The sequence below is a fragment of the Bacillus sp. NMCN1 genome (assembly GCF_002998085.1).
In the GTDB taxonomy this organism is placed as follows: domain Bacteria; phylum Bacillota; class Bacilli; order Bacillales; family Bacillaceae; genus Bacillus.
Window position 1 is genome coordinate 369,441 of the sequence record NZ_PVQL01000002.1, and the last position, 13,576, is coordinate 383,016.

The window sequence follows — 13,576 nt, forward strand, 5'->3', positions numbered from 1 at the left end:
TGTTACATCAGCTGACTAGATAATATGTAAGCGGTAACAAATGGGAGGGGACATACATGAGTAAGACGGTCATTGTATCTGGAGCAAGAACACCATTTGGAAAACTAGGCGGTGCTTTTAGTGGGTTGACTGCCGCAGAACTAGGTGGAATAGCAATCAAGGCTGCGCTGGAAAGAGTACCGGGTTCACATCATGTGGATGAGGTCATCATGGGAAGTGTTTTGCAGGGAGGACAAGGTCAGATTCCTTCAAGGCAAGCAGCAAGATATGCTGATCTTCCATGGTCCGTTCCGACGCAAACCATCAATAAAGTCTGTGCATCAGGAATGCGCAGTGTGAGCACAGCAGATCAAATCATTCGAGCTGGAGATGCTGAGGTCATCGTAGCGGGCGGTATGGAATCCATGTCACACGCCCCTTATTTGCTAAAAAAAGCACGATGGGGCTACAAAATGGGAGATGGTGCGGTACAAGATGCGATGATTTTAGATGGATTAACCTGTTCGTTTACAGGCGTTCATATGGGTGAGTATGGGAGCATGGCTGCAAAGGAGCTCGGTATCACGCGGGAAGAGCAAGACCTTTGGGCACTCAGAAGTCATGATCGAGCGGTCGAAGCGCAAAAAAATGGCTTTTTCCAGCATGAAATCACCCCAGTCACCGTCAAGACGAAAACGGGAGAGCGGCTGATCACAGAAGATGAATCCCCGCGTCGTGATACGTCATATGAACGGCTGTCAAAGCTCATGCCTGTTTTTGATCAAACGGGTACCATTACCGCTGGAAATGCACCAGGTGTCAATGATGGAGCAAGTGCGCTTCTTTTAATGAAAGACACATATGCGGTGCAGCATGGCGTAAAGCCGATGGCAGTCGTGCTTGGGCATACGCAGGTAGCCGTAGAGGCAAAGGATTTTCCGAAAACACCAGCCTTTGCTATCGAGAAGATTTTACAGAAAACAGAAAAGCGTCTAGAGGATATCGATCTATTTGAAATCAATGAGGCCTTCTCAGCAGTTGCGCTGGCATGTGAAAAAATAACCGGGCTGGACCGGCGGAAAATGAATATCAACGGTGGTGCAGTTGCGCTTGGTCATCCCATTGGGGCAAGCGGAACACGTATCATCTTGACCTTGATTCATGCATTGAAACAAAGAGGCGGAGGCATTGGTATCGCGGCGATTTGCAGTGGAAGCGGTCAAGGAGATGCCATCATGATAAAGGTAGATTAAAAGGGAGGCGTTCATCGTCATGAGTACAGAAGAGACCGTCATGGTCGTTGGAGCAGGTCAAATGGGATCAGGCATTGCCCAAGTTTTTGCTCAGTCTGGCTACACTGTCCTGCTGCATGATGCATCTGAAAAGCAGATTCATCGAGCCATTTCCTCCATGACCAAACAACTGACGAAACGAGCAGAAAAAGGAAAGCTGGCCCATCAGGCAGTCCGAGATATTACGCAGCGGCTTGCCGTATCCACAGATTTAAAGGACGTGCAGCAGGCTCATTTAGTGATTGAAGCTGTATCTGAACAAATGAGTGTGAAAAAACAAATTTTTGAAACACTCGATCAATTTGCAGAGGCGAAGACGATATTAGCAACAAACACATCTTCCTTGTCGATCACAGAATTAGCAGCTGTTACGGGGAGACCGGAGCAAGTGATTGGCATGCATTTTATGAATCCAGTGCCTGTCATGAAACTCGTTGAGGTCATTCGAGCGCTGCAAACGAGTGACGACACGTATCAAATCGTTTATGAAACAGCGAAGAAATTAAACAAAACCCCAATTGAAGTGGAAGACTTCCCTGGGTTTGTATCAAATCGTATATTAATGCCAATGATCAATGAAGCCATTTATACCCTTTATGAAGGGGTGGCAGATGCAGAGAGCATTGACGGTGTCATGACGCTTGGAATGAATCACCCAATGGGACCGCTTCGTCTTGCTGATTTCATTGGGCTAGATACATGTTTATTTATTATGAATACCCTTCATGAAGGACTTGGGGATAGCAAACACCGACCTTGTCCTCTTTTGAAAAAATACGTGAATGCAGGCTGGCTGGGCAAAAAGACAAAGAGAGGTTTTTACACATACCACGACCACTCATAGGGGGAGTCATGATGGATGTTTTGCTTACGGATCAACAGCGTCTCTGGAGAGAACAGGCAGCAGAATTTGCAAGACAGCGTGTATTCCCTGAAGTGGAAGCCATGGAACAAGGTCAGTTCCCAAGAACACTTTTAGCTGAAATGGGACGCCAAGGCTTTCTAGGGATTCCAATACCAGCTTCGTATCAAGGCTTAGGAGCAGATTTTACAACATATATCATTGCGATTCATGAATTATCCAAAGTGAGTGCGGCTATCGGTGTCATTGTGTCCGTTCATACATCTGTTGTGACGATGCCTATTTTGGCTTTTGGAACGAATGAGCAAAAAAAATCCTATGTTCCGCTGCTTGCATCTGGAAAGAAACTGGGGGCATTTTGTCTGACTGAACCGAAGGCTGGCTCAGATGCCTCCAATATTCAGTTAAGAGCAGAGCGGGCGGGCGACCACTATGTGTTAAATGGTACGAAAATGTTTATTACAAGCGGCGGGGAAGCAGAACTGTATCTTGTCTTTGCAGTGACAGATCCTGCTTCTGCGAAAAAAAATATATCGGCGTTCATTGTCGAGAAAGGTACACCAGGATTTACGATTGGAAAAGATGAGAAAAAGATGGGACTGCACGGGTCAAAAACCGTAACGCTTCATTTTGATGGTGTGCGGATTCCAAAGCAGCAGCTGCTCGGTGGAGAAGGAGAGGGCTTTCACATAGCCATGTCTAGTTTAAATGCGGGGAGAATTGGTATCGCGGCTCAAAGCCTTGGCATTGCAGAAGCCGCATTAACGGAGGCAGTGACGTATTTAAAGCAGCACACAGCAGGTCTAGAAACGACCATTCGGCTGGGTGATTTGGCGGCGAAGCTTGAAGCTGCCAAGCTATTAGTCTATCAAGCGGCTTCTTATAAAGAGGCGAATCGCCCGGTCACAAAGGAAGCATCAATGGCAAAGCTATTTGCGTCAAAAACGGCGGTTGAGATCAGTACAGAAGCGATCCATTTGCTCGGCATGGAGGGTTATACGAATCGATATCAAACAGAACGTTACTTTCGTGATGCGAAAGTTTGTGAAATCTATGAAGGAACAAGTGAAATTCAAAGGCTGGTCATTTGTAAACAGCTAATATGAAACGAGGTGGCTCATGATGCAGTTTCAATTAAGTGATGAACATGAAATGATCCAAAAAATGGTGAGAGATTTTGCGAAAAATGAAGTGGAGCCAACAGCAGCAGAGCGAGACGAGACAGAAACGTATGATCCAGCTATTTTTCGCCAGATGGCGGAGCTCGGTTTAACGGGGATCCCATGGCCAGAAGAGGTAGGCGGGATCGGCAGTGACTATTTAGCCTACGTCATCGCAGTTGAGGAGCTTTCAAGAGTGTGCGCCTCTACAGGCGTCACCCTCTCCGCTCACACCTCTCTCGCCTCGTGGCCCATCTATACTTTTGGAACAGATGAACAAAAGGAGACCTATTTAAAGCCGCTTGCAGAAGGACAGAAGGTAGGGGCATATGCACTCACTGAGAGTGGTTCAGGTTCAGATGCCGGCGGAATGAAGACAACGGCAGTAAAGGCAGGCAGTGAATACGTCCTGAACGGTGCGAAAATATTTATTACAAATGGAGGCATTGCGGATTATTATATTGTGTTTGCCGTGACAGACCAAGAAGCTGCATCTCGAAATACCACCGCCTTTATTGTAGAAAAAGAGACTCCAGGCTTTTCGGTCGGCAAAAAGGAAAGCAAACTGGGCATCCGCTCATCGCCAACGACTGAAATTCGATTTGAAGATTGCCGGATTCATGAAAGGAACCGGCTCGGTCAAGAAGGAGAAGGCTTCAAAATAGCCATGATGACACTCGATGGCGGTAGAAACGGCATTGCTGCACAGGCTGTTGGGATTGCACAAGGTGCTCTTGATGCGGCAGTCCATTATGCGAAGGAGCGCAAGCAATTTGGCAAACCAATCATACAGCAGCAAGGGATCGCTTTTAAGCTCGCAGATATGGCAACCGCAATTGAAGCATCTAGGCTGCTTACTTATCAGGCAGCATGGCTCGAAACGAAAGGGCTTCCGTATGGAAAGGAATCAGCCATGTCCAAGCTCTTTGCTGGTGATACAGCCATGAAGGTGACAACAGAAGCCGTTCAAATCTTCGGCGGTTACGGCTATACAAAGGATTACCCAGTCGAACGATACATGCGAGATGCGAAAATCACTCAAATTTATGAAGGCACACAGGAAATCCAGCGCCTAGTCATCTCACGCAAACTGCTAGATATGTAGAAACAAAGCAAAGACCACCTGACGCGAGGTGGTCTGTTTTGGTGTGGTTCATGAAGCATTAACTCACTAGCATCATCCAAAGTTTTTTTTAGGGTTGTAAAAGGATAGTGTTAGCAACAGGAAACACCTTAACGTATGAGTGATTTGTAACTGGTGAAGTAGTGAGTATTGGTACATGTGAATTGGCAATATACATACTAAAGCATTAGACCTCAAGAATGATATAGCTATAACCCACATACAAGGTAATAGTCAGGTTTTCCTGAATTTAAGATGATTTCCAGTATCGATCCATATTATATTAGCATTATGTTAAAATTAAGAAAATAAAAATATGGGAGGTTATTATGACCACAACTACTACCATTTTAGCAATTGTAACTTTGGTGATATGGATCATGGTTTCCGCAGAACTTTCGAAGTCTTCAAAGAAAGATCACAATGAAAAAGAAAATAGTCGTAGAAAATTAATTGTTTTAATGCTTGCAGGCATCATATTGACAATAGCAGTAGTCATCTCATTACTTCAGAATCTAAAATAAACTATAGAAGTGTATCGTTATGAAAGCATATTTTAATGCTTGAGAACTATATAACAAGTTCATCTCATTCACTAATGTGTTTAAACTTTGCAGAAATGTCAGGGTTCAGCCTCATTTCTAACGTGATGGTTATGATTTTGCCTACATAAATGAGCAATGCTTTTTTTGCCTGAATATCTGGATCTAAAGAAAATACAGAAATGACTATACAGACGATTAATGCAAAAAGCAGCCATTATTTTTCATCATACGTTCAAAGATTTGAATAAAGGGTATCTATTTTGATATCAAATTGAAGTCGAGACAACTCAATATGAGTGTCTCGACTTTTTTTGGAATTGAGGAAATTGATTCAATTTAACTGGGTAATTTAATCCATTTTCTTCTTTTTTGACTCCGATTCGTAGGGACTTATGTTGTGTTTTAGAGAATAGTATGTTTATCACATTTTCTAAATGTTACAATTTTTCAAAAGCTATGATAGGAACTGAAATGTATAAAGATACTGATATATTTCCAAAAATGAACCGCTTCCTAATACAGGATACGGTTCTTCTCTCCAATAGGGTCAATGTGTATGATTGTACTTCCCATTCCATTCATCATTTCTCTTGAATTCAAAATAAAATCAACTCTTTTTTCACATCCATGACATGATCATTCAGTGCTTTTTAAACTTGGGCTCTGTCTTTAACGAAGATGAGCTCCGATTGTTGAAGAATATCTCAGTAATAACTGAAGTTCTACAATCAGGAAACGAGTATCTAATAAAAAAATTCATCATGAAAGTTTACCTGCCTCTAAGATAAGGCACTGAAGATCTGACACGAATTGATTTTTTGATAGTGTTTATCAGAAATTCTGACTAGATTTTTATGGAATCAGAGCATTTTTTGCTATTACATAAGTGCCCTGTAAAAATGGAAAATGAACGTAAATCCTGATAAAAGCTGATTATAAATACCTTGAATTAAATAAATATTACAAATTTTCCAAAAAGATATTGAAATGTAATTTACTTCTTGCTAGACTAAAGAAGTAGGAAATAATCGAAGGAGGTCATATTATGACGAAAGCAACAGATTCTAAGTTTTATGCTTTATTATCGCTGTCACTTCTTGCGGTAACATTAGTAGCTTTAGTGATTGGTAATGGTTCTTTGATTGCAGCAAATCTGGGTGTTAGTACTGCAACTGCGGCAACAGTAGTTAATTTCTTAGATACTTGGTCCTCAGTAGCAACTGTCATTACAATCGTTGGTGTATTCACTGGCGTAGGCACAATTAGTTCAGGTGTAGCTGCTGCTATCTTGGCTATTCTTAAAAAAGAAGGAAAAGCGAAAGCTGCTGCTTTTTAATCTTAAAAAAAAATCATCTCAATCTTTATTGAGATGATTTTTTTTCCAAAAGTGTATTGATATCAGATGAAACAGCGTTCAATAGACAGTGACTTAAAAACTAATTTAACGTTTTATGACCATGCGACTTGTAATAAAACATTAATTAGGAGGAAATTTTATGATAAAAGCAAAAAATCTTGGCTCATTCTCACTATTGTTATTTGCAGTTACAATGGCATCTTTAGTCGTTGGAAATGGTTCTTTGATAGCAGCCAATCTATGTGTTAGTACTGGGGCTGCTGCTGCTGCTATTTTAGTTGTACATAAAAAACAAGGGAAAGCCAAAGCTGCTGCTTTTTAAAACGACTTATGCCTAAAACAAATAAACTATTTAAAATATATGATCAAAGTATAATGGGGTACCTCAATTATATTGGGATGATTCTTTTTTCTTTCATTGTTATGGTAGCGTTGATTTTCTATCGGGGTGAGATTCCCGGCACTTACCTTAACAGCTTTGTTTTTATTTCAATATACATTGTAGCTACAGCTAATATTAATCGTTGTGTATTACCGTATAGAAGACAGCAGCCAGGCTTGGTCTTTATCTCTAAACAATTGTTATTGAAACATTTATTCTTTACGATTAAAAAAGGATATTCAGTTCAATTACTTTTGGCTTGTTTCATCGCTTTAACCTTTTTGTTAGTAGAAAATCAATATTTCATTATGATACTAGCACTTATTGTCGTGATGCTTTCTTTTGCATCTCAATTATTGTCGGGTCTATTCAATATCATAAACAGAATACTCCTTTTGTTGCAATTTTGGTATATCATAACGTCCGTTTTTGAAGCAGTTATGATACTGCAAATAGTACAGTTTCTTCTTATTTACATTTACATAAGTAATTCTCATAGGATACCTTTGACAACTGGACTTTCCTTCCTAAAAAGTGCGAATAAGCAATATAGGTCTGGAAATATTCTGTATTTATTTTTGTCTTATATCACTAGTAATAAAATATTAATCATCTTAATAGGCGCCTTAGTATCAGTGCTTACTTATTTCGCCCAATCCTTTTTAACGAAAATAGAAAATCTGCCTGCGCTCATTTTAGTCTATATAAACTTTATTACGATCTTAGAAATCTTAATAGGGTCGAAAAAGGAAGAGATTGTGCTTGATAAGGCAAGAATCGAGACGCTGCAAGCCTCTTTGATTGTGAGTCCGTACGAGAGGTTTAAATCCAGTACGATTTATTTACTATGTCTTGTGCTGATTTTTGTAAGTGTGTGTGGAATAGTCGGAGTAATGATAAACACGTCCGATATCTCAATCATCCTTAAAAATACGTTATCGTTGCCTTTAATCATCTTTATTGGGGTCGTATATTTCAGAAAAACAGAACTATTAATCAACGATTATGAACATAAGTTACTGAAGCTGTCCTTGCCGATTTTATTACTCATATGCATTACAATTTTCACGATTACTTCATGAAAAGAGGAGGAAAATGATACATAAAAGATTGAAATATTTTCTGTGGTACTACTCTATCTACTGTATATTGCTGATAGGTACAGGGATTTATCTTGGGAATATAGTCAACAAAGATTTGTTTGAAGCAGCACCACCAACTTCGGGCCAGGAATTTATGTCTGTAGTCCTGACGCATAACTTAACGAACTTTGCAATGTATTTACTGGGGTTCTTGTTGTCGCCGTTATTTCAAATAATGGATTTTGGAGGTTCATCCTTCGTCATTACGATGGGGTTTAGAACGCTAGGAGCACAAGAAGCTTTAGGTAAACTAATTCCTCATGGGCTATTAGAATTTCCAAATATGTTGTTTTATCAAGGAATAAGCCAGTATGTGCTTTTCACACTAATTTATACGAAATCAATTAAAGCTGCTTTAGGTGTCATGAAAAAAATGATTCCTTATTATCTGCTATCGTTAGTCATCCTAATAATAGCTGCTTTTATTGAAGGGTATGATTCTTTATTATTTTCTATCATTATCAATAATAGATGGTTTTATTGAAGACTCTATACGACAGAGAAGGGGATTCAAGTGGGATTAGAATTTATAGAATGTACGAAGAAGTTCAAAAACAATATCATACTAGATAAAGTGAATTTTTCAATTCCAACAGGTCTCTTTCATTTAGTGGGGAGAAATGGTGCAGGTAAAAGCACTCTCCTTAAAATGATAGCTGGTTTAGATAAGAGATACTCTGGAGATATTGAGGCAAACAAAGAATCGACTCTATATTTAAATGTGGATCCTATTGGCATTCACCCATTTACAATTAGAGAAAACCTAGAGATTCTGTGGAATACGTTTAAAATTGTGCCGACTGAAGAACAGATGGGGAAAGTGAATGATTTTTTTGATGGTAACCTAGATGGTTCGTATAGTAGAGCATCTACGGGTATGAAAGCGAAGGTGGGATTATCTTTATTATTCGTAAAAGATTGGGAAACCATACTAATTGATGAAACCATGTCATCTCTAGATTCAGAGAGTATAGAGATGCTATCTGAGAGGCTAGTGAATCTTTCTATTAAAAAAATTTCAACCATCATATATGTTTCCCATAGCATGGTGAATAAACGCTTAAACGATCATTCAAGCATTATGAGTATAGGGGATGGGAGGCTATTATGGAACAACGTCCAAGAATAACATCACTGATATCATTGGTCATTTTTATTCTGGCCAATTATTATTTCGTTACTTTTGCTATTGAGTTGAATGGCTACATTTCGCAACTAGATGATTTAAGAGCTTTGTTAGAGGATATGTCCTATGAAACGATGCTGAATCTAATTGTTGTCATTACAACAATTCTAACCACCATCAGCCTATTAGTTCAGTATCTCATCGCAAAATTCTTATTAATCATCTTTGCCCCAGAGGTTAAGGGTCATTTGTTTTATGCTCTAATTCCTAAGATTATTATTATGTTTATTAATGTAATATGTATGGGGATCTTGCAAATACATAGCTTATGGCTGTACCTCTTCACGGCACTTATAGGAGCAGTATTGATCTTGTTCTTTTTTCAATACAAAAAAGCGAACTGGAAAGCATCGATTCTCTTTGCGGCACCATTTATTATAGATGCTTTAATTTCCTTAGGAAAAGAAATAGTCGCTGTACTGTAATGAATAATAAGTGGAGCATGAACTTTCAAGTGAAACAAAGCTTTCGAAAAGAAGTAACGGTATTCGCATAAAAGTGAATTCAAGGTTATTTGAGAGAAAAGGTTTTATACAATTTTTTCATTATAGGTACACGTAAACTGAACCCGTTGACGTGTGCCTTTTTATACGCTTTATAAAAAATGGACAATCACTTCGTTCGAACGATAGCCAAAATTTATTCATTCAACAGTGCTGCCTCTGATTGTTCCCATTTTTTCGTTTGGAATGAATAGAACATCATACAAAAAGCATGCCGGACACAAAAGCTAGACCCATTTCACCCAAATGATGAACCATTAGGTGAGCCCCTTGAGAAAAAATCAAAAATTAACATGATTAAAGGTGGCATAAACTCCCCTAATTTGTTTATAATGAGAGGTATGGTTTGTCGTAAAAATAAGGGATAAACACTTATTATTTCACTGATAAATGGATACATACATGTAATAGAAAGGGAGTGTCTGACCTTGAGTTTGAAAGAATACTCACAGGAGCAGCTCAAACAAATGTCTTTAGTTGAACTTGCATATGAAATTTTCAGAGACAGCAAAGCACCGATTACGTTTTCCGAGTTAATAGATGAAATGATCCGTTTGCAAGGGATACAAAAATCTGATCTTGATGATCGACTTGCTCAATTTTATACAGACTTAAATATAGATGGCCGCTTTATTTCGTTAGGTGATCAGAGATGGGGACTTCGCAGCTGGTATCCAGTTGATCAAATCGAAGAAGAAGTTCAGCCAGCTGTGAAAACAAAAGCGAAAAAGAAAAAAACAAAAGCAGCTGTCGTTGAAGAAGACTTCGATGAAATTGAAGAGGAAGAAGAAATCGAAGAGCTTGAAGAAGATCTTGATCTTGTTGAAGAAGACGATGATCTCGACCTAGACGATGAAGAGGAAATTGACGAAGATATAGAAGACTTCGACGAAGACGATGACGACGAAGATGATGACGGCTTAACAGAAATTGACGAAGACGATTTAGACGATAATAAGGAAGAAAAATAACCCTCACAAACCGGTCCTCAAAACAGGACAAAACCGTCTTGACTTTCGAGAGCGAACTATGTAGTATGTATTTTGGGCTCTCTAAAAAGAGTACGTAAAGATACGTTCATTTACGCTCCCTTTCATTTATTTGAAAGGGAGCTTTCTTATTTTTCAAGAGATTTAGGGATACACTCTAATAAGGATGAAGCTGTGCATGTCTAGTCATGCAAGGGTAAAAAAGAGAGGAGCATACGAAATGACAAAGTATATTTTTGTAACAGGAGGAGTTGTTTCCTCACTTGGAAAAGGGATCACGGCTGCATCGTTAGGCCGCCTTCTAAAAAATAGAGGGATGGATGTCACCATTCAAAAATTCGATCCATATATCAACGTAGACCCAGGGACGATGAGTCCATATCAGCACGGTGAGGTCTTCGTTACAGATGACGGTGCTGAAACAGACCTTGACTTAGGTCACTACGAGCGCTTCATTGATATTAACTTAAATAAGTACAGCAACGTCACAACTGGTAAAATCTACTCTACTGTTCTGAAGAAAGAGCGCCGCGGCGACTATTTAGGCGGAACTGTACAGGTTATTCCCCACATTACAAATGAAATCAAAGACCGTGTGTACCGTGCCGGAAAAGAAACAGGTGCAGATGTAGTCATTACAGAAATCGGCGGAACAGTAGGAGACATCGAATCCCTTCCTTTCCTTGAAGCGATTCGTCAAATGAAGAGTGACATTGGCCGTGAAAACGTGATGTACATTCATTGTACCCTTGTTCCTTACATCCGAGCAGCAGGTGAACTGAAAACAAAACCAACACAGCATAGTGTAAAAGAACTTCGCAGCCTTGGTATCCAGCCAAACGTTATTGTGGTCAGAACTGAAATGCCAATGACCCAAGACATGAAGGACAAAATTGCGTTATTCTGTGATATTGATACAAAAGCTGTTATTGAATGTCAGGATGCAGACACGCTGTACTCTATTCCGCTTGATTTACAAAAACAGGGACTAGACAAGCTTGTATGTGAACATATGAAACTTGATTGCCAAGATGCAGACATGACGGAGTGGACAGCGCTAGTCGATAAAGTGCAAAACCTCTCAAAACAAGTCACAATTGGTCTAGTTGGAAAATATGTTGAACTGCAAGATGCATACATTTCTGTCGTTGAATCACTTCGCCATGCTGGTTATGCATTTGATGCAGACGTTCAAATCAAATGGATCAATGCAGAAGAAGTGACAGCAGAAAATATGGCTGATTTCGCGCAAGATATAGACGGCATCATCGTTCCTGGAGGCTTCGGAGACCGCGGAGTGGAAGGGAAAATCATTGCTACACAATATGCCCGTGAAAACAAAGTACCATTCTTCGGAATCTGCTTAGGAATGCAAGTTGCGTCGATCGAATATGCGAGAAACGTACTAGGCCTCGATGGAGCTCATTCAGCGGAAATTGATCCTGAAACAGCATTCCCAATCATTGACCTTCTTCCAGAACAGAAGGATGTAGATGATCTAGGCGGAACACTTCGTCTTGGTCTGTATCCATGTAAATTAAATGAAGACTCAAAAGCATTTGCTGCATACAATGACGAAGTGGTCTACGAACGTCACCGTCATCGCTATGAGTTTAATAATGAATTCAGACAGCAAATGGAAGCCGCAGGCTTTGTCTTCTCTGGTACAAGCCCAGACGGACGTCTTGTTGAAATTATCGAGCTGAAGGATCATCCTTGGTTCCTTGCTTCTCAGTTCCACCCAGAATTCGTCTCAAGACCGACAAGACCACAGCCATTATTTAGAGATTTCGTTGGTGCTTCACTGCAAGCATCTGAATCAAAATAAATCAAAAACTGCCGAGAAGATGACCTTCTCGGCAGTTTTTTTATTCATATTCCTCAACGATTTCTTTCACAGTAAACGATAGAGCGTGGTAGACGTATAAACATGTCATTAAAGCAGGATAACCGAACCTTGTTCCGTCATCAGCGGGTACAAGCGGTTTCTTGAGCTGAAAATCAATGTGGACATCACAATGCTCTTCAATCATGGACGGCTCCTTTTGTGCCGGGCCGACACCAACAACGGGCGTCCCTTGCACATGCAGTTCTTTTACAAGAGATTGAATCTCCTCGTCTTCTGGTTCTGAATAAAATAGCAGCACTCTGTCGCATGGATCAAGCAATCTGCGCTCCGTTTGATCAAGCGGCAGTACTTTCGCACCTGGAAATGGCTCCTTGCTTTCTGCTGCCTCTAGGGCTACAGCAGCCAGTTCATTTTTTCCGTGAAAATAAACGGCATGTCCACTGACAACGGCTTGTGCAAGAAGGCGTGCACCATCCTCAATCGCTTCAGCCTGCTTTTCTCCAATACGTGAAAAAACACCTGATAACTGGGTTGTGAAAATTTTTAACAAGACTCATTTCCTCCTTCGATCAGATCATTTTATAATAGAATATAAAGAGAATATTAGGAAAAATGCTCAGAAAATGTCGTAAAGTAAACTATTATAAATAAAGGAAATGTGAAAATCAAACAGAATTATTTAACAACAGCTCTTTTTATGGCGAAAAATGAAAGCAATGGGGTGTAACAGATGAATGAGAAAATTTTAATTGTCGATGATCAATACGGTATTAGAATATTATTGAATGAAGTGTTTCATAAAGAAGGCTATCAAACCTTCCAAGCAGCCAATGGACTTCAGGCGTTAGATATTGTGAAAAATCATAGACCAAACCTTGTCCTGCTTGATATGAAGATTCCCGGAATGGATGGTATTGAAATTTTAAAACGCATGAAATTAATTGATGAAGACATCCGCGTCATCATTATGACAGCCTATGGCGAATTAGACATGATCCAAGAATCAAAAGAACTCGGTGCATTGACGCATTTTGCGAAACCATTTGATATTGATGAAATCCGAGATGCTGTTAAAGAATACTTGCCGCTCGAAACAAATGGTTAGATGGAAATGATTGAATCGAGTCATTCTGTTGCCGATTTGTCGAATAATTGGTATTCTAGATAAGAAGAAGAAAGCGATCTGACTTTGAAAGTTTACATATGG

General features: G+C 39.8%; 15 protein-coding genes. 14 read left to right on the top strand and 1 reads right to left on the bottom strand.

Annotation, left to right across the window (positions count from 1 at the left end; all coding sequences use genetic code 11):
- The first annotated feature begins 56 nt into the window (after positions 1–56).
- The 13 genes from C6W21_RS11705 (at position 57) to pyrG (ending at position 12,348) form a co-directional block, all read left to right on the top strand.
- Positions 57–1,232, top strand: a complete 1,176-nt coding sequence (locus C6W21_RS11705) for an acetyl-CoA C-acetyltransferase (protein WP_106056338.1) — start codon at positions 57–59, stop codon at positions 1,230–1,232.
- Positions 1,233–1,251: 19 nt separating this feature from the next.
- Positions 1,252–2,115, top strand: a complete 864-nt coding sequence (locus tag C6W21_RS11710; RefSeq protein ID WP_106056340.1) for a 3-hydroxybutyryl-CoA dehydrogenase — start codon at positions 1,252–1,254, stop codon at positions 2,113–2,115.
- Positions 2,116–2,126: 11 nt separating this feature from the next.
- On the top strand, positions 2,127–3,239 hold the full coding sequence (locus C6W21_RS11715; protein WP_106056342.1) for an acyl-CoA dehydrogenase family protein: 1,113 nt from the start codon (positions 2,127–2,129) through the stop codon (positions 3,237–3,239).
- A 16-nt stretch (positions 3,240–3,255) separates the two neighbouring features.
- On the top strand, positions 3,256–4,398 hold the full coding sequence (locus tag C6W21_RS11720) for an acyl-CoA dehydrogenase (protein ID WP_106050517.1): 1,143 nt from the start codon (positions 3,256–3,258) through the stop codon (positions 4,396–4,398).
- Positions 4,399–4,745: 347 nt separating this feature from the next.
- Complete coding sequence (locus tag C6W21_RS11725) at positions 4,746–4,940, top strand: hypothetical protein (protein ID WP_106050518.1); 195 nt, start codon at positions 4,746–4,748, stop codon at positions 4,938–4,940.
- A gap of 1,066 nt (positions 4,941–6,006) precedes the next feature.
- The gene (locus C6W21_RS11730) at positions 6,007–6,297 is read left to right on the top strand and encodes an uberolysin/carnocyclin family circular bacteriocin (RefSeq protein WP_003214902.1); all 291 of its coding nucleotides are present in this window, start codon (positions 6,007–6,009) and stop codon (positions 6,295–6,297) included.
- Positions 6,298–6,457: 160 nt separating this feature from the next.
- Positions 6,458–6,640 carry a hypothetical protein gene (locus tag C6W21_RS11735; protein ID WP_106050519.1) on the top strand — a complete coding sequence of 61 codons (183 nt, stop codon included), beginning with the start codon at positions 6,458–6,460 and terminating at the stop codon, positions 6,638–6,640.
- A gap of 695 nt (positions 6,641–7,335) precedes the next feature.
- The gene (locus C6W21_RS19265; protein WP_223249582.1) at positions 7,336–7,782 is read left to right on the top strand and encodes a hypothetical protein; all 447 of its coding nucleotides are present in this window, start codon (positions 7,336–7,338) and stop codon (positions 7,780–7,782) included.
- Between the two features lie 13 nt (positions 7,783–7,795).
- Positions 7,796–8,326: a stage II sporulation protein M gene (locus C6W21_RS11745; RefSeq protein WP_106050521.1), complete on the top strand. Its 531-nt coding sequence runs from the start codon at positions 7,796–7,798 to the stop codon at positions 8,324–8,326.
- 30 nt (positions 8,327–8,356) lie between these two features.
- Positions 8,357–8,971, top strand: a complete 615-nt coding sequence (locus tag C6W21_RS11750) for an ATP-binding cassette domain-containing protein (protein ID WP_106050522.1) — start codon at positions 8,357–8,359, stop codon at positions 8,969–8,971.
- Positions 8,950–9,453, top strand: a complete 504-nt coding sequence (locus tag C6W21_RS11755; protein ID WP_106050523.1) for a hypothetical protein — start codon at positions 8,950–8,952, stop codon at positions 9,451–9,453. The genes C6W21_RS11750 and C6W21_RS11755 overlap by 22 nt, the downstream gene beginning before the upstream one ends.
- A gap of 506 nt (positions 9,454–9,959) precedes the next feature.
- Positions 9,960–10,502 carry a DNA-directed RNA polymerase subunit delta gene (rpoE, locus tag C6W21_RS11760; protein WP_106050524.1) on the top strand — a complete coding sequence of 181 codons (543 nt, stop codon included), beginning with the start codon at positions 9,960–9,962 and terminating at the stop codon, positions 10,500–10,502.
- Positions 10,503–10,740: 238 nt separating this feature from the next.
- A complete protein-coding gene (gene pyrG, locus C6W21_RS11765) occupies positions 10,741–12,348 on the top strand; it encodes a glutamine hydrolyzing CTP synthase (protein ID WP_106050525.1) in 1,608 nt (535 codons plus the stop codon).
- A gap of 40 nt (positions 12,349–12,388) precedes the next feature.
- Here the strand turns inward: pyrG and C6W21_RS11770 are convergent, their stop codons facing one another.
- Positions 12,389–12,919, bottom strand: coding sequence for a DUF2529 domain-containing protein (locus C6W21_RS11770; RefSeq protein ID WP_106056344.1), 531 nt, complete (start codon positions 12,917–12,919; stop codon positions 12,389–12,391).
- A 180-nt stretch (positions 12,920–13,099) separates the two neighbouring features.
- Here C6W21_RS11770 and C6W21_RS11775 point away from each other — a divergent pair, with 180 nt between their 5' ends.
- Positions 13,100–13,474: a response regulator gene (locus tag C6W21_RS11775; RefSeq protein ID WP_003214681.1), complete on the top strand. Its 375-nt coding sequence runs from the start codon at positions 13,100–13,102 to the stop codon at positions 13,472–13,474.
- The last annotated feature ends 102 nt before the right edge of the window (positions 13,475–13,576 follow it).

Excerpts from the sequence above, each read along its gene's own strand:
- C6W21_RS11775 (WP_003214681.1), top strand. The coding sequence starts at position 13,100 with ATGAATGAGAAAATTTTAATTGTCGATGATCAATACGGTATTAGAATA.
- C6W21_RS11710 (WP_106056340.1), top strand. The coding sequence starts at position 1,252 with ATGAGTACAGAAGAGACCGTCATGGTCGTTGGAGCAGGTCAAATGGGA.
- C6W21_RS11735 (WP_106050519.1), top strand. The coding sequence starts at position 6,458 with ATGATAAAAGCAAAAAATCTTGGCTCATTCTCACTATTGTTATTTGCA.
- C6W21_RS11730 (WP_003214902.1), top strand. The coding sequence starts at position 6,007 with ATGACGAAAGCAACAGATTCTAAGTTTTATGCTTTATTATCGCTGTCA.
- C6W21_RS11725 (WP_106050518.1), top strand. The coding sequence starts at position 4,746 with ATGACCACAACTACTACCATTTTAGCAATTGTAACTTTGGTGATATGG.
- C6W21_RS11705 (WP_106056338.1), top strand. The coding sequence starts at position 57 with ATGAGTAAGACGGTCATTGTATCTGGAGCAAGAACACCATTTGGAAAA.
- pyrG (WP_106050525.1), top strand. The coding sequence starts at position 10,741 with ATGACAAAGTATATTTTTGTAACAGGAGGAGTTGTTTCCTCACTTGGA.
- C6W21_RS11745 (WP_106050521.1), top strand. The coding sequence starts at position 7,796 with ATGATACATAAAAGATTGAAATATTTTCTGTGGTACTACTCTATCTAC.
- C6W21_RS11715 (WP_106056342.1), top strand. The coding sequence starts at position 2,127 with ATGGATGTTTTGCTTACGGATCAACAGCGTCTCTGGAGAGAACAGGCA.
- C6W21_RS11720 (WP_106050517.1), top strand. The coding sequence starts at position 3,256 with ATGCAGTTTCAATTAAGTGATGAACATGAAATGATCCAAAAAATGGTG.
- C6W21_RS11755 (WP_106050523.1), top strand. The coding sequence starts at position 8,950 with ATGGAACAACGTCCAAGAATAACATCACTGATATCATTGGTCATTTTT.